The 18600-nt window shown below is 46.2% G+C and carries 16 protein-coding genes and 1 pseudogene; 2 read left to right on the forward strand and 15 right to left on the reverse strand.

The features are described from left to right. Positions 1-121: 121 nt before the first annotated feature. Positions 122-1102 carry a glycosyltransferase gene (locus tag MBEAL2_RS19110; protein WP_152667850.1) on the reverse strand — a complete coding sequence of 327 codons (981 nt, stop codon included), beginning with the start codon at positions 1100-1102 and terminating at the stop codon, positions 122-124. A gap of 329 nt (positions 1103-1431) precedes the next feature. Between MBEAL2_RS19110 and MBEAL2_RS19115 the strand changes: the two genes are divergently transcribed. Next, positions 1432-2451, forward strand: a complete 1020-nt coding sequence (locus MBEAL2_RS19115) for a zinc-dependent alcohol dehydrogenase (RefSeq protein WP_236692941.1) — start codon at positions 1432-1434, stop codon at positions 2449-2451. 14 nt (positions 2452-2465) lie between these two features. Continuing rightward, entirely contained in the window at positions 2466-3227 is a 762-nt protein-coding gene (locus MBEAL2_RS19120; protein WP_047153872.1) for an SDR family oxidoreductase, read from the forward strand. Positions 3228-3292: 65 nt separating this feature from the next. Here MBEAL2_RS19120 and MBEAL2_RS19125 read toward each other — a convergent pair whose 3' ends face one another. The 14 genes and pseudogenes from MBEAL2_RS19125 to MBEAL2_RS19185 all read right to left on the reverse strand — a co-directional run bounded on the left by MBEAL2_RS19125 (position 3293) and on the right by MBEAL2_RS19185 (position 18474). Further along, positions 3293-4309: a galactitol-1-phosphate 5-dehydrogenase gene (locus tag MBEAL2_RS19125; protein ID WP_047153873.1), complete on the reverse strand. Its 1017-nt coding sequence runs from the start codon at positions 4307-4309 to the stop codon at positions 3293-3295. Positions 4310-4444: 135 nt separating this feature from the next. Then, complete coding sequence (locus tag MBEAL2_RS19130; protein WP_047153874.1) at positions 4445-5101, reverse strand: GntR family transcriptional regulator; 657 nt, start codon at positions 5099-5101, stop codon at positions 4445-4447. Between the two features lie 184 nt (positions 5102-5285). Beyond that, a complete protein-coding gene (locus tag MBEAL2_RS19135; RefSeq protein ID WP_047153875.1) occupies positions 5286-6284 on the reverse strand; it encodes a C-terminal binding protein in 999 nt (332 codons plus the stop codon). A 30-nt stretch (positions 6285-6314) separates the two neighbouring features. Then, positions 6315-7742, reverse strand: coding sequence for an NAD-dependent succinate-semialdehyde dehydrogenase (locus MBEAL2_RS19140; RefSeq protein WP_047153876.1), 1428 nt, complete (start codon positions 7740-7742; stop codon positions 6315-6317). A gap of 14 nt (positions 7743-7756) precedes the next feature. Next, positions 7757-8910: pseudogene (locus tag MBEAL2_RS19145) on the reverse strand (iron-containing alcohol dehydrogenase). 6 nt (positions 8911-8916) lie between these two features. Continuing rightward, positions 8917-10617, reverse strand: coding sequence for a thiamine pyrophosphate-dependent enzyme (locus MBEAL2_RS19150; RefSeq protein WP_369405512.1), 1701 nt, complete (start codon positions 10615-10617; stop codon positions 8917-8919). Between the two features lie 12 nt (positions 10618-10629). Continuing rightward, positions 10630-11691: an Ldh family oxidoreductase gene (locus tag MBEAL2_RS19155; protein WP_047153878.1), complete on the reverse strand. Its 1062-nt coding sequence runs from the start codon at positions 11689-11691 to the stop codon at positions 10630-10632. A gap of 201 nt (positions 11692-11892) precedes the next feature. After that, positions 11893-13398: a tripartite tricarboxylate transporter permease gene (locus tag MBEAL2_RS19160; protein ID WP_047153879.1), complete on the reverse strand. Its 1506-nt coding sequence runs from the start codon at positions 13396-13398 to the stop codon at positions 11893-11895. Between the two features lie 13 nt (positions 13399-13411). After that, complete coding sequence (locus MBEAL2_RS19165; RefSeq protein ID WP_047153880.1) at positions 13412-13867, reverse strand: tripartite tricarboxylate transporter TctB family protein; 456 nt, start codon at positions 13865-13867, stop codon at positions 13412-13414. A 177-nt stretch (positions 13868-14044) separates the two neighbouring features. Continuing rightward, positions 14045-15079 carry a tripartite tricarboxylate transporter substrate binding protein gene (locus MBEAL2_RS19170; RefSeq protein ID WP_047153881.1) on the reverse strand — a complete coding sequence of 345 codons (1035 nt, stop codon included), beginning with the start codon at positions 15077-15079 and terminating at the stop codon, positions 14045-14047. Between the two features lie 26 nt (positions 15080-15105). Beyond that, entirely contained in the window at positions 15106-16083 is a 978-nt protein-coding gene (locus MBEAL2_RS19175; protein ID WP_236692942.1) for a TRAP transporter substrate-binding protein, read from the reverse strand. Positions 16084-16366: 283 nt separating this feature from the next. After that, positions 16367-16681 (reverse strand): NIPSNAP family protein, encoded by a 315-nt coding sequence (locus MBEAL2_RS19180; protein WP_047153882.1) that lies wholly within the window; start codon positions 16679-16681, stop codon positions 16367-16369. Between the two features lie 58 nt (positions 16682-16739). Further along, positions 16740-16904 (reverse strand): iron-containing alcohol dehydrogenase, encoded by a 165-nt coding sequence (locus MBEAL2_RS31925; RefSeq protein WP_161798250.1) that lies wholly within the window; start codon positions 16902-16904, stop codon positions 16740-16742. Between the two features lie 247 nt (positions 16905-17151). Further along, positions 17152-18474, reverse strand: coding sequence for a TIGR00366 family protein (locus MBEAL2_RS19185; RefSeq protein WP_082130037.1), 1323 nt, complete (start codon positions 18472-18474; stop codon positions 17152-17154). Between the last annotated feature and the right edge of the window lie 126 nt (positions 18475-18600).

An 18600-nucleotide genomic window follows, 5' to 3' on the forward strand; every position in this document is an offset into this window, starting at 1 on the left:
TCGGTCGTATTCATTGCACTAACGCCGTTATAGACAAACTTCCTTTGTAACGTAGTTAATAATGTATGGTATGACGGCATTCACCCAAAAGTTCATCATTTGCCGAATACAACACCGGTTGTTATAAGCTTCTGTACAAACGTACATAAGCATTTGCTTCTTTTTCCGGTGAAGCGTGTTCGGCATTCCAGCTTTTTGCCTGCCGGACAACCTTCTCCCGCAGGGGCGCATTCGTCACAATGGAATCAACCGCTTCTATAAACTCATCCAGTGTTTCATAAAGCCACCCGGTTTGTTCATGATCAATCAATTGTACATTCGCTTCATTTTTTCGCGCGATGACAGGCCGTCCCACTGCCATTGCCTCCATAAGTGCAAGGGACTGGCCTTCCGATAGAGAAGTGTTGATTACCATTTGAGCTTGTTCGTACCAGAATTTCATAACCTCGTAGGGAACAACCCCCGCATAATCCATCCAATGACGCTGCTCTGTTTTTCTTTGCACCTGCTCATAAACGTTGTGATCCAAATTCGCACCAAGGATTGTAAAATTCATTTCAGGATATTTATGAATCAGCTCATCAAGTGCCGGAAGAACATGCAGCACGTCTTTTACCGGACGCAAACCAGCGGGAAGCAGAATACGGGGAGCCATTTCTTCTTCTATGGCCGATACAGTCCAGGGCTGCCAAATACCCTGGGGGACAACGAACGTTTTATCGATCCATCCCGGTGATAAACGCAGTACCTTTTCCTTTGCATCTTCTGTAAAAACAGTAATATAGGCAGCATCATTTAAGAAGGCGAACATGTCGTCATCCATGCTTTCCTGTTGTAAATCGATATTAATATCTGTACCACCCATTGTTACGATGTACGGGCGGTTTAAGATGAAATGATTGTTCTTTGCCCAGAGTAAAAATCGCGTGGCATGTAAGATGTGAAAAATATCAGCACGAGGTTGATGCCAATTATCCTTTTCCAAATAGGGAATAACAGATGCATTAATACTTTGCTGCTGAAGAAAATGGACAAGTCGTTTAATTGTTGTTGAGTTTCCTCTGGGCTGGTTGAAATAAGGCGCAAAAAATAAAATATGCATAATGAGCCACCTGTGCCATTTAGAATAAATGAAAAAAAAATCTTTTTCCTTATCAGTCACTCGAAACTTCCTTCACGGGCTGAGCCGAGGAAAAACCGAACCGATATTCATATTATATCATTGACGGCATCCTGAGCCTGCTGGCAAAACACAATGGCCAGAGGATAGTAGGAAAATCGGGTATTATAATTCATGATGAACAGAACAATCATCTTAAACATTACTAATTATTTTTATAGTGAAAATATTTATAAGATTGCTATACTTAATTAGAGTTAATAAAAAGTCATGGTCTGATACATAGATAGCCATGTTGGAGGTGCACAAAGATGAGCAGTATGAGAGCCGGATTGTATGTTTCAGAAAAAAAAGTAGTTGTTGGAGAAGTAGACAAACCATTATTAAAGCAGGGAGAAGCACTTATTAAGGTATCTTATGCAGGCATTTGCGGAACCGATATGATGATTTATTTCGGCAGGCACCCCAGAGCAAAAGCCCCTCTGGCAATGGGGCATGAATTTGCCGGTGTAATCGAAGACATTAACGGTGATTGTTCTTTTGCAATTGGAGACAGAGTGGTAATAGAGCCCACACTTAGCTGCGGGACTTGTGAAGCCTGTACATCAGGACAGTATCATGTATGCAAAACGTTAAAGCTTATTGGAATTGATCATCATGGCGGATTTGCTGAATATGCAGCAGTCCCCTTGCGCCGGCTTCATCAAATCCCTGAGGGACTCTCCGCTGCTCATGCATCCCTGGCAGAACCTCTGGCCGTAGCAGTCCACACAGTGCGCCGCTCCGATTTGAAAGTAGGAGACAACCTTGTTATCCTGGGGGGCGGTCCTATTGGGCTGCTTATCGGTTTGGTAGCCAAACAAGCTGGAGCAAATCAAGTTATTGTGTCCGACATTAGCCCTTACCGTTTAAACAAAGCAAAAGAACTAGGATTCATTGCACTGGATGCCAAAGAAGAAAATGTTAATGAAAAAGTGGCTGCGCTTACAGATAGGGTTGGAGCAGATATTGTTTTTGAAGTTGCAGGATCTCCGGCTACTGCCAGGCAGATGACGGATCTGATCAAAATTCAAGGACAGATTGTAGTCGTTAGTGTATTCAAGCAACCGCCAGTTGTTGATTTAGCAGCCATGCATTTTAAAGAAATATCTTTAACGACGACAAGGTGTTATAGCCGGGGTGATTTTGAAAAAGCAATTCGGCTTATGGCAAACGGGATTATTGATGTTTCGCAGGTTATTTCGCATCAGCTTTCCCTTGAACAAATTGCTGAAGGGTTTGAATTGATGGAAAACCCCGATGTATCTTTAAAGATTCTAATTCAACCGTAAAAAGGGGAGCAAACATGATCATTGATTTATTTAAATTAGACGGGAAAGTTGCAGCAGTAACAGGAGCTACCAGAGGAATCGGACGCGCAATGGCTCTGGCTTTAGCAGAAGCAGGAGCGGATATTGCCCTGCTTCAACGCTCGCCCGAGCAATATGAGTTAAAAGAAGAGCTGGAGAAACTGGGAAGAAAATGCACAATTATTCCCTGTGATATGGAAAATAGTAACCAGGTAAAAGAAGCTATACCTAACGTGGTGTCGTCTTTTGGAAAAATTGATATTTTAGTAAACAATGCAGGTATTCAACGCCGCTCCCCTTCTGTAGATTTTCAAGAATCGGATTGGGACGATGTGATTCAGGTAAATTTAAAAGCCGTCTGGCTTTTATCCCAGCAGGCTGGGCGCTATATGGTTCCACAGAAAAAAGGGAAAATCATTAACACCGCCTCCCTCCTTTCTTTTCAAGGTGGAATCACGGTTCCGGCTTATGCCGCAGCAAAAGGAGGCGTCGCGCAGCTAACAAAAGCTTTGTCAAATGAATGGGCGCAGCACAATATAAATGTAAATGCCATTGCCCCCGGCTACATTGCAACCGATCTGAATACCGCCTTAATTAATGATGAAACGCGGAATAGCCAAATCCTTGACAGGATTCCAGCCGGACGCTGGGGAAATCCAGAAGATTTCAAAGGAACTGTCGTGTTTTTGGCTTCCGATGCATCAAATTACGTTCACGGCCATTCGCTCGCTGTCGATGGTGGATGGCTAGGCCGCTAAATGTGAAAAACACCTCCCTTTTATTCATATGAACAAAGGGAGGTGTTTTTATGTAAGTTTAATTTCTATGGCGTTAAGAAAATCTTCGCATGCTGCACACGATGATGGATTAAATCCTGAAACGCCTCGTCGCCTTCTTTCAGTGAACGGATTTCTGACCACTGCTCTTCATCAATTTTCCCGGCTTTTAAAAGCTCGATTGCGTCGTAGAAATCCTGCGCGTTATAGGAGAAGGAACCCAGAACATTAATCTCACTGCGAATGCAATGATTGATAGGCAGTACTGTGTCATCAATGCCAAGGCCGATATTCATAATGGTGCCCCCCGGATTCACCAGTTCGACGGCGGCTGTCCGTGTAGGTTGAAAACCAGCCGCGTCAATCACGACATCAATTCCGGAAGGTCCCATTGCATCTTTAATTTTTTTGATATAACCTGACTCCGGCGTAATTGTGCCGTATGCTCCCAGATTAGCCGGAGTTCGCAGCCTTGCTTCATTTGTATCCACTACGATTACTTTCGCTGCCCCCAGGATTTGTGCCACAAGAAAACTGAGCAAGCCAATCGTTCCTGCTCCAAACACTACGACATTCGCGAACGGGTGGTTTTGCATCGCCCGTCTTGCTGCACGCAGTGAGCAGGCGAGCGGCTCGGTTAAGGAAGCCCTGTAAGGGCTGAGCGTATCCGGGATTACATGTAGGGAGGATGCCGGCACACTGACAAACTCGGCAAACGCACCGGGACGATGAACCCCAATAATCCCTCGCTGCGCACAGAGCTGGGGCCATCCTTTCCGGCACTGATTGCACTGTCCGCATGAGAGAATTGGATTCACTACGACAGACTGGCCCTGTGAAAATCCATCTACACCGGATCCGACCTCATAAACTTTCCCGCTGAATTCATGGCCCATCACGAGCGGCGGTACACGCAGGCTGTTATGGCCAAGATAGCCTTCAATTTCAGATCCGCAAATACCGGCCGCTTCAACCTTTATTAACACTTCATTTTCTGTTATGCGCGGTTCATCTCCCTGCCGCATTTCCATCCGTTTTGGTCCAGTCCATACTAATGTTTCCATTGTACTTCCTCCCTTATAAAATAATTTGATTATATTTATTTTTCTAAAAATTGTCAATTGATTACGGATAAGAAAACAGCAATAAAGTAAGAATCCCACTAGCTTATGCCGTGGGAGAATCGTAAAAAGCAACTTTCATGAGTAATCGCTCATAATATGGCTTTTTATTTCTTCGATGTGCTGTTCCATCGTTTTTTTCGCCTGGACTACGTCTCCATTATACATTGCGGTTAGGAACTTTTTGTGCATTTCGTTCGCCTGCAGTGGACGGTCAAAATTCTTCGTCATAATAATGCCAAACCATTTAATTTGCACTTCGAGCGTTTCCATAAAACTAATCAAGCGCTGGTTGCCGGAGTACTGGATAATTGTCCGGTGCAATTTGCGATCGGATTGAAAGAAGAGCGGCATGTTTCCCTTCTGGATTTCCATTTCGATTTCCCTCATCTCATTGAGCAGCTGTTCAAGAATGTGCTTTGGAATGCGGGGAACGGCTAGTTCTATGGCCAGGCTCTCCAGCCCTTTGCGCAAATCATAAATCTCTTCGATATCTTTCGGTTTCGGCGTGCTGACGAAGGTACCTGAACGCGGCTTCACCTCAATTAAACCATCTTGCTGCAACCGATTTAATGCGTCGCGCAGAGGTGTACGGCTAACTCCTAATTCCTCGATTAACTCTTCGTAGTTAATTCGTGCACCTGGTTCTAATTCATTGCGGAAAATTTTATCGCGCAAATAAAGATATGTCCGTTCATTAAGATTGCGGTTATCAAAAGCGGTTGTCATTTCCATCTTCTTCCCTTCCCTCCCTCCTTAGTATACAATATCATGGATTACTTATATAAGATTATATTTCCCCAGCCTGGCAGGTAACTGGTACAAAACACGGTAGGGTCAGAAAAGAGAAAGGCGCGTTGTTTATGCCTTTCTCTCTTTCTGTTGTAGGTCGAATTTCTGATGGACGTAACAAGCCAGCTTATATTGCAGCAACGGGTTGGTTGACCGGATGCTTCGGCGGAAAACCGGCCAGTACACGAGCCACTTCTTCCGCCGCTCGGCGACGCGATTCTGCAATGGATTCTTCCGAATAATAAGCGGCATGCGGTGTGATAATTACATTGTCGAAAGCAAACAATTGTGAGTCTGCCTGCCAGTCATGCAGTTTGGCCGGTTCCTCCTCAATGTCATCGAGTCCAGCGCCGCCTACTTTCCCTGTCTCCAGCGCTTGAATCAAGGCCGATTGGTCCACAATCGGACCCCGGGCTGTGTTTATGAAAATCACTCCTTGCTTCATCATAGCGAATTCCCTGTCGCTAAACATATGCCAGGTCTCATCAGTCAAAGGTGCCTGTACAATAATATAGTCACTTGTGGTGAGTAACTGTTCAAACGAGACGGCCTGCACCCCATATTGGGCCGCCGCCTCCTGCGTTAGGTGCGGCGTGTAGGCCATCGTTTCCATACCGAATCCCTTTACTCTTGCTGCAATCGCTTTAGCAATCAGGCCAAACCCAACAAGACCGAGCTTTTTCTGCTGAATCCGGTGGATGAACTGCCCGGATTGCCATCGCCACTCGCTGGCACGCACAGCTTGATCATACATTTTAATTTTTCGCACCAAAGAAAGCAGCAGCGTAACCGCATGGTCGGCCACTTCGTGGTGACAGTAATCGGGAACATTGGTGACAAGGATGCCCTGTTTTGTCGCTGTTTTTACATCAACAATATCAACCCCGGTTCCGTAGCGGGCAATAATTTTGCAGGTTTCCAATTGTTCAATCATTGTCCCGTTAACATTAAAGTACTGAGTAATAATCGCGTCCGCATCCTTTGCCTGCGCAAGAAATTCCGCTTCGTTTTCCGCGTTCAATCCTATGACCTCGGCGCCGTCTCCCAATTGCCGCTTTATCACTTCAGTTTCTAAATCGATATTTCCAAAGTCGTAATCGCTAATAATTACCTTATACCTTGTCATTCCGCTGCCTCCTTCCTATCGCTGAGAAGGTTAATCCTGCAGGCGAACAGAAATTAATTTTTCAATTAAATATTCCTCCATTCCATGGTGGCCGCCTTCCTTGCCGTTCCCGCTTTCTTTAATACCGCCGAATGGTACGGCCGCAGTAATTGGAAGTGAATCATTAACGCCAACAATACCGAATTCAAGCTGCTCGGCTACCCGGTGGCTGCGGGATAAATCGTTCGTATAGAAATAAGAGGCCAGGCCGTACGGCGTGTTGTTTGCTTTTTCAATAACTTCTTCTTCCGTCTTGAAAGTGAAAATCGGCGCAACAGGACCAAACGTTTCTTCATAAGAAATCAACATCGTTTCATCCACGTTTGCAAGCACGGTCGGCTCATAAAAGCTGCCGTTTGCAAATTCGGGCTGCTGCGGGCGCTGACCGCCAACCAGCACTTTTGCTCCCTTGCTGACCGCATCCTTTACATGCTCTTCCGATTTCTCTACCCCTTTCTGGTCAACGAGCGGACCGACATTCGTTGCCGAATCAAGGCCGTTCCCTATTTTTAGTGCCGAGACCTTCTCAACCAGCTTCTCGCTAAATGCTTCTATAACCGATTCCTGCACGTAGACCCGATTCATGCATACACATGTCTGTCCGGCGCAGCGAAACTTGCCTGACACAAGTCCATCGACCGCTAAATCAAGATCGGCATCTTCAAACACAATATAGGGTGCATGTCCGCCTAATTCCAGCGACATTTTCTTTACCGTTTCAGCGCCACCGGCCATTAATTTCTTACCGACTTCTGTCGAACCGGTAAAACTGATTTTCTTCACTTTTGTACTTTTTAGCATGGCTTCCGATACTTCGCGGGCATCGCCTAGCACAAGGTTAACTACACCGGCCGGAATTCCGGCTTCCTCAAAGATTTCAAAAATCAATTTGGCTGAAAGAGGGGACTGGGAAGCCGGCTTGACAACAACCGTACATCCTGCGGCCAAAGCCGGAGAAATTTTTCGTGTAATCATTGAAACCGGGAAATTCCATGGTGTAATGGCTCCTACAACACCGATCGGCTGCTTAATAACAGAAACACGCTTATTAGCTGCATTCGTTGGAATCGTTTCACCATAGACGCGGCGTCCTTCCTCGGCGTACCACTGAACATAATCAATGGCGATCTGCACTTCGCCGCGCATGTCGGCAAGCGCTTTTCCCATCTCCAGCGTTCCCGTCCGGGCAAGATCTTCTTTTCGCTCCCGCATGATTTCTGCAACCCGGTACATGTAATTGCTCCGCTCAATTGCCGGCAGCTTCGACCATGTTTTAAACGCGGCATTGGCCGCTTCAATCGCTTCTTCTACTTCTTCTTTCCCAACTTTCGCCACACGGCCGACAACTTCGCCGTTTGCCGGGTTTCGTACAACAACCTCGTCTATTCCTTTTTCAATCCATTTTCCATTGATATACATATTGATTTCCTCCTTTAATAGCAATTTTTATAGATTTGCAATAAGTCTTCCTGCGTCGCCTTCCGCGGGTTAATATTGACGAGTGGGTTTCCTATGCTTTCTTCCGCCATCTGTTCCAAATAATCCTCGGTAACGCCTACGTCTGATAGGCGGGCCGGAATGCTAACATCACGGTTTAGCTGTTCAATGGCACTTACCGTTTTTTCCGCCGCCTCTGTTTTTGATAATCCTGATACCGATTCCCCTAGTAGCTCAGCGACATCCGCGTACTTATCGATCCGCGCAGGCAAATTGAATCTCGTCACATGCGGCAGCAGAATTGCGTTCGCTACCCCATGTGCGATATTAAAATGCGCGCCCAGCGGGTTGCACAACGAATGGCAAAGCCTAATTTCGCGTTGTTAAACGCAAGTCCGGCAATCAGGCTGGCTTCCAGCATTTTACTGCGCGCTTCCAAATTTTCTCCCTGGTAGACTGCGGTACGGAGGTGCCTGCCAATTAGCGAAATCGCTTCTCTTGCCAGGGCATCGGTTACAGAATAGGACAGCTTCGAGGTATATGACTCTACCGCATGGGTGAGCGCGTCAATGCCGGTCGCAGCGGTAACATGCGGAGGCATCGTAACCGTTAATTCCGCATCGATAATTGCCCATCTAGCGGCTACATTTCGCCCTCCGATTGAGTACTTTACCTTCTGCTCTGTATCCGTAAGCACAGTAACAGTCGTTACTTCGCTTCCTGTTCCCGCTGTGGTCGGAATCGCGATAACCGGGAGAATGGGAATTTCCACCTTGCCAACACCTTTAAAATCGGCAATCCTTCCTTCATTTGTTGCTAAAATACCAAATGCTTTCGCCGTATCAATTGAGCTGCCGCCGCCAATTGCAATTAATACATCGGGTGCTTCCTGCTGTAAAAACGCAAAACCTCCCTCCACCAGATGCTGCGTTGGATTTGGCTCGACACCATCAAAAATGCTGAATGCCAGGTTTACCTCCTGAAGCAGCTTTTCAAGTGGTGCAACGATACCTGCATTTCTAATTCCCTTGTCCGTTACGATAAGCGCTTTTTTAAAACCTTCGCTCATCACAATTTCTTCTACCTTTTTTAGTGAACCGATTCCAAGATGAATCTCGGTTGGGCATAAAAATGAAGAAAACATTGGCATCCTCCTCTATTTAGTTCCCTTGCGCAGGCTGTCAATTGTCGCATTCACAGAGATGACATTCGGGTCGGTTACCACCTCAATTAAGGTTGGAACCTTTGCGGCAAGCGCTTTCTGTAACACAGGGATAAACTGGTCGTTTCTTTCCACTCGTTCGCCGTGCGCGCCAAATGCTTGTGCCAGCGCTACATAATCCGGATTGGAAAGAGCAGTACCGATGACCCGTCCAGGGTAATTTCTTTCCTGATGCATCCGAATGGTGCCATACATGTTGTTATTAATCACAAGCGAAATAATCGGTAGTTCATAGCGGAGCGCCGTTTCCAGCTCTTGTAGCGTCATCATAAATCCGCCATCTCCAGCGATTGAAATAACCGGACGATGCGGGAAGGCCAACTTGGCACCTACAGCCGCAGGTACGGAATAGCCCATCGCGCCGGAAGTTGGACCAAGATATGTCCTCGGCTGTTCAAACTGATAATAACGCTGAATCCAGCCGGAGAAATTACCCGCATCGCTTGTCAGTACAGCATCCGGCGGAAGTGTTACCTGCAGGTCATAAACAAGCCCCTCTAAATTGACAAAGTCATCCCGGTACATCTGTTTCGGAAGAGACACTGTTTCGTATACTTCTCTTATTTCCTGACAGTACCGCAGACGCCCGGACGAAACAGCAGCCTCTTTATTCAGCTCTGCCAGCGCCTGAATTGCGAGCTTTGCATCGCTGACAATCCCGATAGCCGTATCATAAAACTTGCCGATTGCCTGTTCATCGATATCAATATGAATCAGCTTTGTTTCCGGCTGTATCAATGTATAGTTCTGCGTGACAATTTGCGAGAACTTCATGCCAATGGCCAAAATTACGTCTGCTTCTTTTACATAATCCAGCAAATCGGGATGCGGACCCAGCCCGATTTGTCCTGCATAATTCTTATGGCGATTCGGAAAAGCATCATGACGCCGGAAGCTTGTCATTACCGGAACGCCAAGCCGTTCAGATAGCTGGACCAGGTCATCCTGCGCATTCGTTGCCGTTACGCCACCGCCGACAATGATAAGCGGCTTTTTCGCACCTGCCAGCAATTCGTTTGCGGCTGCAAGCCTGCGCATATCCGGCGCTGGAGTGGAAGGCAGCATATGATTTTGAAACACGGCTTCTGCCTGCTGCTGCAGCATATCGACCGGCAGGCTAACCACAACGGGTCCTGGGCGCCCGGATTGGGCTACGCGAAATGCCCGATGGAGTAACTCCGGCACCCGTTTTGGGTCAGAAATTTCCACCGCCCATTTAGTAATGTGGCTGTAAAAATCACTCAAATCGACTTCCTGAAATCCTTCGCGTCCGCGAAAGCCCCGCTCTACCTGGCCAATTAAGGCAACCATGGGGGTTGAATCCTGAAAAGCGGTATGAATGCCAATGGCGAGATTCGCCGATCCGACCCCGCGCGTACCCATACAGACCCCTACCTTGCCCGATGCTTTTGCATACGCTTCCGCCATAAAAGCGGCCCCGCCTTCATGGCGGGTTGAAATTAATTGAATGTCAGGGTAATCGTACATCGCATCCATTACCGGCAAAAAACTTTCCGCCGGTACACAAAACGCTTTCTCTACCCCTTCGCGCCGCAGTACTTCGACCACAGCCTGGCCTCCGGTCAACACCATTTTCTTCGTTTCAGTCGGCACTGTATTTACATTCACCATCATTGTCCCTCCTTCTCAGGTTAGTGAAATCGCAAAGTCTTCTGTCTCAACACCATATTTCTTTCCCAGCCGCTGTAGTTCTTCATAGATAGCCCGGCTTAACGGAACGCCTTCGGCTGCGCATCTTTCCCGCTTCAATTGTTCAATCTCGCCCGGCATATATACACGGTCATACCCCGGCGCGGCTGGACTTTCCACAGTTTGCTTAACACGCTGGTCCATTCGATCTTTAAATTGCTGCACATCCATGAAACTGGAAATATCAAACACGATAAACAAGTGGCCAAGCTGCTGTGGCGCCGGATCATCATACATCCGCGGTACGTCTTCACCGAACAGCGCGTTTGTCATCACCCCGCTCATGATATCGATCATCATCGCCAGGCCTGATCCTTTGGCGCCAAATGGAAGCAGAAATCCTTTTAGTGCCTCTTCGGCGTCTGTCGTAGGCTCCCCATCAACTGTTATCGCCCAGCCTTCAGGGATCGCCGCTTTGTTTTTAACAGCGAGGTTGATTTTTCCGCGCGCCACATTGCTGGTCGCCATGTCAAGCGTCACCGGATGACGGTGGGTCGGCACGGAAACCGCAATGGGGTTTGTGCCAAGCGTTGGCTTTTTCGAACCCCAGGCTACCATTAGCGGTGAAGCATTGGTCTGCACAATCCCAAGGCAATCCGCCTGTGCTGCCATCCGTGCAAAATAAGCAGCCGTACCAAAATGGTTTGAGTTATTCACCCCGACAAACGCGCTGCCATATTTTTTCGCTTTCTCAATCGCTTTTTCCATGGCTATTTTTCCCGCATATTGCCCCCAGCCATTGTTTGCATCATACAAGGCGGTTGTTTCCCGCTCCCTGATAACTGTGAGGTTTGTTTTATTATTAATTACGCCGTTTTCGAGCCGTGTAAGGTAATCAGCTAAACGGGTTACCCCATGTGAATCGACACCTGTCAGGTTCGCATCCACTAAATTATCAGCGACCGCTTCCGCCTCTTCCAGCGGCAGGGAAGCTTTACGCAAAATTTGGCGGCAATGCTCCTTCAGAGAGTCCACCGGTACATAGATAGGCTGCATCATTTTTCTCCCTCTTTTCCTGTTATGTATAACGATAAAACAATAATAAATGAAGAAATTCATCCTAGTATTTTTTATCTGATATATTACATAATATAGTTTATTTTTAGAAAAATCAATCTTTCATTACAATAAAAAAAGATCCGCCACGGTACCTCTCTTCAGAATACCCGGATGTTTGGCGGACCGGTTTAGATAATCAGTTTACATTTCCACGTCACTAGCAATGATAAATTTCGTTTTCCTTATTCTCAAAACAAAACTAACAATGAGAATGATGATAGAAAGGATTAATAACCCGCCTGAAATGGGACGCTGAAAAAGTTCCATAAAATTACCGTTAAATAACTTAAGTGATTGCAATAAAGAACTCTCCATCAAGCGGCCTAAAACAAACGTTAAGACGATGGGTGCCATAGGAATATCCAGCTTTTTCATAAAATAACCCATGATGCCGAATCCCATCATTACCCCTACATCCCATAGACTATTACTTACACTATACGCGCCCAAAACCGAAATGGCCAAAATCAAGGGATACAATAACTTGCCTGGGATCATGGCAATTTTAGCCCATAATCCTGCCATAGGTAAATTCATGAATAATAGAATCAAGTTTCCGACAAACATACTGGCAATGATTGCCCAGACAAGCTCTGGATTGCTTTGGAATAAAATAGGCCCCGGCGTTAATCCATGCATCATAAAGGCGCCCAGGAGGACGGCAATCGTAGGTGAACTCGGCAATCCCAAAGTAAATAAAGGAATGAGAGCAGCCCCACAATAGGAATTATTTGCGGTTTCAGGTCCGGCAACACCCTCGATGGCCCCCTGTCCGAACCTGGAAGGATCTTTGGCTAACTTCTTTTCCAAAGAATAAGAGAGGATAGCCGGAATTACAGAGTTCGAGCCTGGAATAAGCCCAATTAAAAAGCCGAGTCCAGTTCCCCTTCCAATAGCTCCCATGGTCGGTTTCCATTCACCACGCCTTGGCAGCAATCCTTCGACCTTTGGAATTTTTTCGGCCCTGGTTATGCTTTCCAGCCCTATTAATATCTCAGAAAGGCCAAACAACCCCATGGCTACGGTAACAAAATCAAAACCATTCATTAAGTGAGGATCCCCAAATGTAAATCGAGCGGTACCGGAAACCGGGTCCATCCCAAAAAGGGACAATGACAAACCTAGAACGGCGGCCGTCATTCCGCGTATAATCGATTTTCCCATCAAGCCTATGACCATAATTAACCCTAGCACCATCAAAGCAAAAAACTCCGGAGGACCAAAACGCAAAGCGAACTCTGCCAATGGAGGGCCTACAAATGCCAAACCGATAATGGAAATTGTACCACCGATAAAGGACCCAATCCCCGCTACTCCGAGAGCAACTCCTGCCCTTCCTTGCCTGGCAAGAGGATATCCATCAAGACAGGTGATGACAGAAGCGGCTTCACCCGGCGTGTTAATAAGAACCGATGTAATGGTTCCTCCGTACATTGAGCCGTAGTAAATACCTGACAGCATGATAATAGCGGAAACAGGTTCCATTCCAAAGGTGATGGGGAGCAGAAGAGCCGTTCCTGTCGTAGGGCCAAGTCCCGGCAAAATCCCGACGAGCATTCCTACCGACACACCGGCTAAACAGTACAGAAGATTCCACCATGTTAGAGCGGTCTCGAATCCTTGAATCAATTGAAAAAATGACTCCATTGACGTCTCCTCCTTACCATCCGAATGCGTTCACAGGCAGCGGTACTCCCAAAAGCGTGTAAAAAACAATAAACAATAAAATAGATGCACCCGCTGAAATACCGAGCCCCCAGTACCACTTAAATTCACGAACAAGCAGCAGGAATAGCAAAAGAGTACAGGCGATCACAAATCCTGTTGTATTGACAATAATCATAAATAACAGGATTACACCCAGGGCGGTTAGAACGCCCCCAAGCTCCCGCCCTTTGGGCAAAATATCCTTAACTAAAACCACTTCTTTACGAACGCATTCAAACATATAGAGAATCGATAAAACAATTAATGCTCCGCTTAACCACATCGGAAGCAGGCCAGGCCCCGGTCCAAGATTCGTGTAATAATCGTAATCAAAGGAAAGCCAAAAAATGACACAAGAATAAATAAGAATGACCAATCCAGCGATAATCCCTGCGTTTATCTTTCTCACCTAAACACTCCTTTGGAAATTCTCAGATTGTGTTGGACTGAGCATGATTAAGTATCCGCTTTCATTTTATAGGCTGTGTTACCATTCCAAATCGCCACGTCGCTCCCTCCCCTTTCACTTTCATCTTCCGAAGAAAACAAAGGCTGAGAAAACTCAGCCTTTGCGGTTCTGGCTTTACTACTTTTTAAGCCCAAGTTCCGGAATAAGCTTTCCAAAACTCTCATGACTATCCTCAATTAGCTTTTTAAAGCCTTCTGAATCTTTAACCACAAGGCCAAGCCCATTCTTTTTCATGTAAGTTTTAAATTCTTCTTCCTCCGCACCTTTCATAAAGGCGTCAGTTAGTACTTTTACGACATCATCCGGCGTGTCCTTCGGTACTACAACACCACGCCACGGACCTACATACGTTGCTTTAATACCGGTTTCTTCTTCGAGCGTTTTAACGCCCGGCAGCGCCTCTGAAGGCTGAGCATCAATAATGGCCAGTGTCTTTAATTTGCCTGCTTCAACCTGTGCCTTTACTTCCGCCGGGCTAACCGGAACCGCATCAATATGGCCGCCCATCAATGCCATTACCGCAGGTTTACCCCCGTCGAACGGCACATGGTTAAACGTTACACCTGCAGCTTTTTCAACCGCCGCTGCAGCAAGGTGCCAGATTGAACCGACGCCAGAGTTCCCCATTTTTACCTTTCCAGGATTTGCTTTCGCATAGTCTAAAAACTCTTTCACATTTTTATAAGGAGCATCCGCCCGAACAGTAATTGCTGCCGGGTCAAAATTTATTTGCGCAATCGGCTTAAAATCTTTATATGTTACCTGGGATAGATTCATATGCGGCAATGTGGTCAACTCTACCGTGGCCATCGTTACCATATATCCATCCGGATTAGATTTAGCCCCTTCGGTCATTCCTATTGCTCCACCACCGCCGGGCTTATTCACAACCACAATTGGCTTTCCAAGATGCTTTTCCGCTGCTTTGGCCAGAGCGCGTGCCGTCGAATCAGTCCCCCCGCCTGCTGCGTGAGGCACGAGCAGTGTGACACTGCGTTTTGGAAAGCCGGTTCCTCCGGATGCGGCCTTTTCCGCTGTTCCCCCTGCGGCTTGCCCGCCGGTAGTTGTTCCACCGCCGCCGCCACAGGCAGTCAACGCTAACATTCCAACCAAGGCGGCAGAAACGGTAAAGCTTTTCCATATGTTCTTCATGTTATACCCCCCTTTTATTTGGTAAATTAGTTTGCTTCCGCTTTAATTCTTTCTCTCATTTCTTTAGCCCAGCCGAACTTCTGAAAGATTTCATCATACAAAGGCTGCGCTGCTTGTTCCATTTGGCTTCGGAATTCATCACTTGGTGTTGTGAACTTAATCTTATGTTCTTGCAAAAACTTTTTGTCCGCTTCATAACTCTTCTCAAGCAGGTCAAACTCGTAATCAGCCGCTGTTTTTGATGCTTCTTCAATCACTTTTTGCTGTTCCGGTGTCAGGCTTTTCCAGAGCTTGCTGTTGATAATATAGATGTTCGGGCTGAACATATGCTGGGATTCGAGCACATCACTCTGTACTTCGTACCATCCAGATGCGCGGAGTGTAGCGATTGGGTTTTCCTGGCCATCAACAACCTTCTGTTCCAATGCGGGGAATACTTCGGAAATCGGCATCGGTGTAACATTGACTCCCAACAGCTTACCTAATGTGATGTAGTTCGGAACGTTCGGCACTCGGATACGCAGCCCTTTGAAGTCTTCTATTTTCGCAATCGTTCTGTTGGAAGAGAACATTCTGAAACCGTTTGCACTCCAGGCCAGCGGATGAACACCATGCTTTGGTTCAAGATCAGCCGCCAGTTCTTGTCCAATCGGTCCATTCAGTACCTTCTTTACGTGATTAAAATCTTTAAACAGGAAGGGCCATTCAGGAACCTGCATTTTTTCTACGTCTGATTGCATGCTCATGCCCGAAATCCCCATCTCAATCGTGCCATTGCGCACACCGTCGTAAAATTCCTTTTCAGCGCCTAATTTGTTGTTATCGAATATTTCTACCTTTAAGGTACCGCCTGATTTTTCCTCCACCATTGGTTTAAATTTCTCACGGAGGGCGACATTTTGCGGATGGTCTGCCGCAAAAAAGTTCGCCACTTTAATCGTATGCTGCTTTTTTTCCTGGCCCCCCTGTGAGCCTGCTGTTGTTGCTTTCTCCCACTCCCGCACCCTGCCACGAGGAGTGCCCCGCTAAGAAGCAATGCTCCCACGGCGTTCCGCTTCTTGATTGCCTTCATTCTTATTTCCTCCTCCAGTTTTGTTTCTTATTTGTTATCATTCTTGCTCTATTAATAATTAAAAATCTAATGTATTACATAATCTGATATATTAGATTATATTTATTATTTTTACAATAGTCAATAAATTTTAACAATAAATTAAGGGGCAGTTAACGCCCTGCCCCCTTAATCGTACTCTATCTACTTCGCTTCCCTTTATTCAGATGTCACGCTTATTTAATAGGCGAAAAAGCAGCCGGATATAAAATTTTTGATTCCTGCTTTTCCAGTAAAGGCATTGCCTTTGGAATGAACTCTTCCAGCCATTCAGGATCGCTATATAGCGCCTTCCTTCTTTCGGCACGTAAATCAAGACTCTCGTATTCCCAAATATGGATGATTTGATTTAACTCACCAATTTCGGTATACCAATAGCCAACTAATTTAGCGTATTTTGAAATGATAGCTAGCCCAATTTCCTCAAAAAGCTGGAGGTATTCCTGAGTTTTCCCAATTTTAACCGAGTACGTTCTCATTTCGTGAATCATGTTTTTCCTCCTTATAGTTATGCTAGAACGCCACGATAAGAGCGCTCAATGATACCTTCTATATCCTTAGCCGTGGTAAGTTTCGGATTGACATGCCCTTGTCAGTCACAATGGCTACTCTTTTCGCATTCATCTCCTTCACCATTTCTCCTATTTTTTGAGAGACACCCACCCCGCATTCCACTTGGGTCGGGATTAAAAACGTATAAGGTACGGGTGCCATTTTCCATTCCTCCTCAATATTTCCTGAATCTGACCTCTGATTAGATGGTATCAATTTTTCGATATAGTTTCAATAATTAAAATTTTATATATTTTACATTAGATAAAAAGGAAAAAAGGGAGTTCATTCCACTTGCCTTTCCCTTCCGCGAGGAAGGACTGCATTAAAGCAACATGTAGTTTCTTATACAACAATAAAAAAAGCACCCGGGTTGGGCGCTCTTTTAGTTAATGTATAACTCTCTGGACTAGAAAAACGATAAACCAATCGCAAAAATAATCCCGGAAACGAGCAGTGTCGTAACACAGTACCCCATAATATCCCTAACGCCAAGGCCGGCAATCGCGAGTGCCGGCAGTGCCCAGAACGGCTGCGCCATGTTCATCCACGCTTCCCCGTATGCGATGGCCATGGCCGCAACACCCGGGTTCACACCGAGCGACGCCGCAGCCGGCATAATGAACGGTCCCTGTACAACCCAGTGCCCTCCACCGGAAGGAACAAAGAAATTGATAAAACCTGAACTTAAGAAAGCGAGGAACGGAAACGTTTCCTTCGTAGAAATGGAAAGGAACGCATTTGTAATCATCCCTCCTAACCCTGACATCTCCATCATCCCCTGGATGCCGGCATAGAAAGGGAATTGAATCAGAATCCCTGCTGTGCCCCGCACTGCATTTGTAATCGCTTCCATATAAGAAGCGGGCGTACCGTGCAGCAGCAGTCCTGTAAAGAAGAAAATCAAATTTACCGTATTAATATCCATTTTAAAGCCTTTGGTTGCAAAGTAATAAATTAAATAGGAATAGCCAAGCGCAACAATCACCAATAGTAAAATTCGGCTGTTTTCCATTCTAACAGCAAATGTTTTTTCCTGTGGCAAAGCGGCCGTCGCGGCTACTTCATCTTCTTTGAGCAAACTCGGATCAATCGCCACCACCTCATGCGGTTTAGGCATCATCATCCTCGTCATAATGGGAAGAACGACGAGCAGGGCCAGCGTAATAAATAGGTTATACCCGGTAAAAATCGTTTGCGTAAGCGGAATAACTCCTGAAATTTTCTCCATTGGATTTCCCGCCGTTGCCGCCAGAAGGGGAACAGAACCGGACAGGCCGCCATGCCATGTTAGGAAGCCAATGTACGCACTTGCAATTAAGAGACGATAATCAGAACCCGGAACCCGCTTGGCTACTTCTTTCGCAAATAAGGCTCCTACAATCAAACCAAAGCCCCAGTTAACTAGGGAAGCAAGGGCCGCCCCAAGGGTAACAAGGACAACCCCTTGTCCAGGAGTATTCGCGAGGCCTGCTACTTTTTTGAGCCAGCGCCTAACCAGCGGCGAGCTGGCCAGAGCGTGGCCTGTAACCAGAACTAAGCTCATTTGCATCGCAAAAGCGAGTAAGTTCCAGAACCCACTTCCCCAAAACCCAATCATTTCAATCGGACCATGCTGGGTAAAAATGATGCCGGCTGCAAATAAAATGATGGTCAACAGCATTGCGAATACGAACGGGTCCGGTAGAAATCGCTGTACAATAATCGTGAAAAAATTTGATAACGCTTTCATGATTTCCTCCTTATTTATTGATAATTTCACATTTCTTCAACTGCAAATTTCTTGCCAATATAAATACTGTTTAAATATGCTTACATTAATGGAAAAAAGGCTCCTCAGGGAGCCTCTTTTCTAACA

Source organism: Aneurinibacillus tyrosinisolvens, assembly GCF_001015055.1.
GTDB lineage: Bacteria > Bacillota > Bacilli > Aneurinibacillales > Aneurinibacillaceae > Aneurinibacillus_A > Aneurinibacillus_A tyrosinisolvens.

What these genes read in the sequence shown, in the direction of transcription:
- MBEAL2_RS19110 (WP_152667850.1), bottom strand. Translation starts at nt 1,102, where the DNA reads ATGCATATTTTATTTTTTGCGCCTTATTTCAACCAGCCCAGAGGAAAC.
- MBEAL2_RS19115 (WP_236692941.1), top strand. Translation starts at nt 1,432, where the DNA reads ATGAGCAGTATGAGAGCCGGATTGTATGTTTCAGAAAAAAAAGTAGTT.
- MBEAL2_RS19120 (WP_047153872.1), top strand. Translation starts at nt 2,466, where the DNA reads ATGATCATTGATTTATTTAAATTAGACGGGAAAGTTGCAGCAGTAACA.
- MBEAL2_RS19125 (WP_047153873.1), bottom strand. Translation starts at nt 4,309, where the DNA reads ATGGAAACATTAGTATGGACTGGACCAAAACGGATGGAAATGCGGCAG.
- MBEAL2_RS19130 (WP_047153874.1), bottom strand. Translation starts at nt 5,101, where the DNA reads ATGGAAATGACAACCGCTTTTGATAACCGCAATCTTAATGAACGGACA.
- MBEAL2_RS19135 (WP_047153875.1), bottom strand. Translation starts at nt 6,284, where the DNA reads ATGACAAGGTATAAGGTAATTATTAGCGATTACGACTTTGGAAATATC.
- MBEAL2_RS19140 (WP_047153876.1), bottom strand. Translation starts at nt 7,742, where the DNA reads ATGTATATCAATGGAAAATGGATTGAAAAAGGAATAGACGAGGTTGTT.
- MBEAL2_RS19150 (WP_369405512.1), bottom strand. Translation starts at nt 10,617, where the DNA reads ATGATGGTGAATGTAAATACAGTGCCGACTGAAACGAAGAAAATGGTG.
- MBEAL2_RS19155 (WP_047153878.1), bottom strand. Translation starts at nt 11,691, where the DNA reads ATGATGCAGCCTATCTATGTACCGGTGGACTCTCTGAAGGAGCATTGC.
- MBEAL2_RS19160 (WP_047153879.1), bottom strand. Translation starts at nt 13,398, where the DNA reads ATGGAGTCATTTTTTCAATTGATTCAAGGATTCGAGACCGCTCTAACA.
- MBEAL2_RS19170 (WP_047153881.1), bottom strand. Translation starts at nt 15,079, where the DNA reads ATGAAGAACATATGGAAAAGCTTTACCGTTTCTGCCGCCTTGGTTGGA.
- MBEAL2_RS19180 (WP_047153882.1), bottom strand. Translation starts at nt 16,681, where the DNA reads ATGATTCACGAAATGAGAACGTACTCGGTTAAAATTGGGAAAACTCAG.
- MBEAL2_RS31925 (WP_161798250.1), bottom strand. Translation starts at nt 16,904, where the DNA reads ATGGCACCCGTACCTTATACGTTTTTAATCCCGACCCAAGTGGAATGC.
- MBEAL2_RS19185 (WP_082130037.1), bottom strand. Translation starts at nt 18,474, where the DNA reads ATGAAAGCGTTATCAAATTTTTTCACGATTATTGTACAGCGATTTCTA.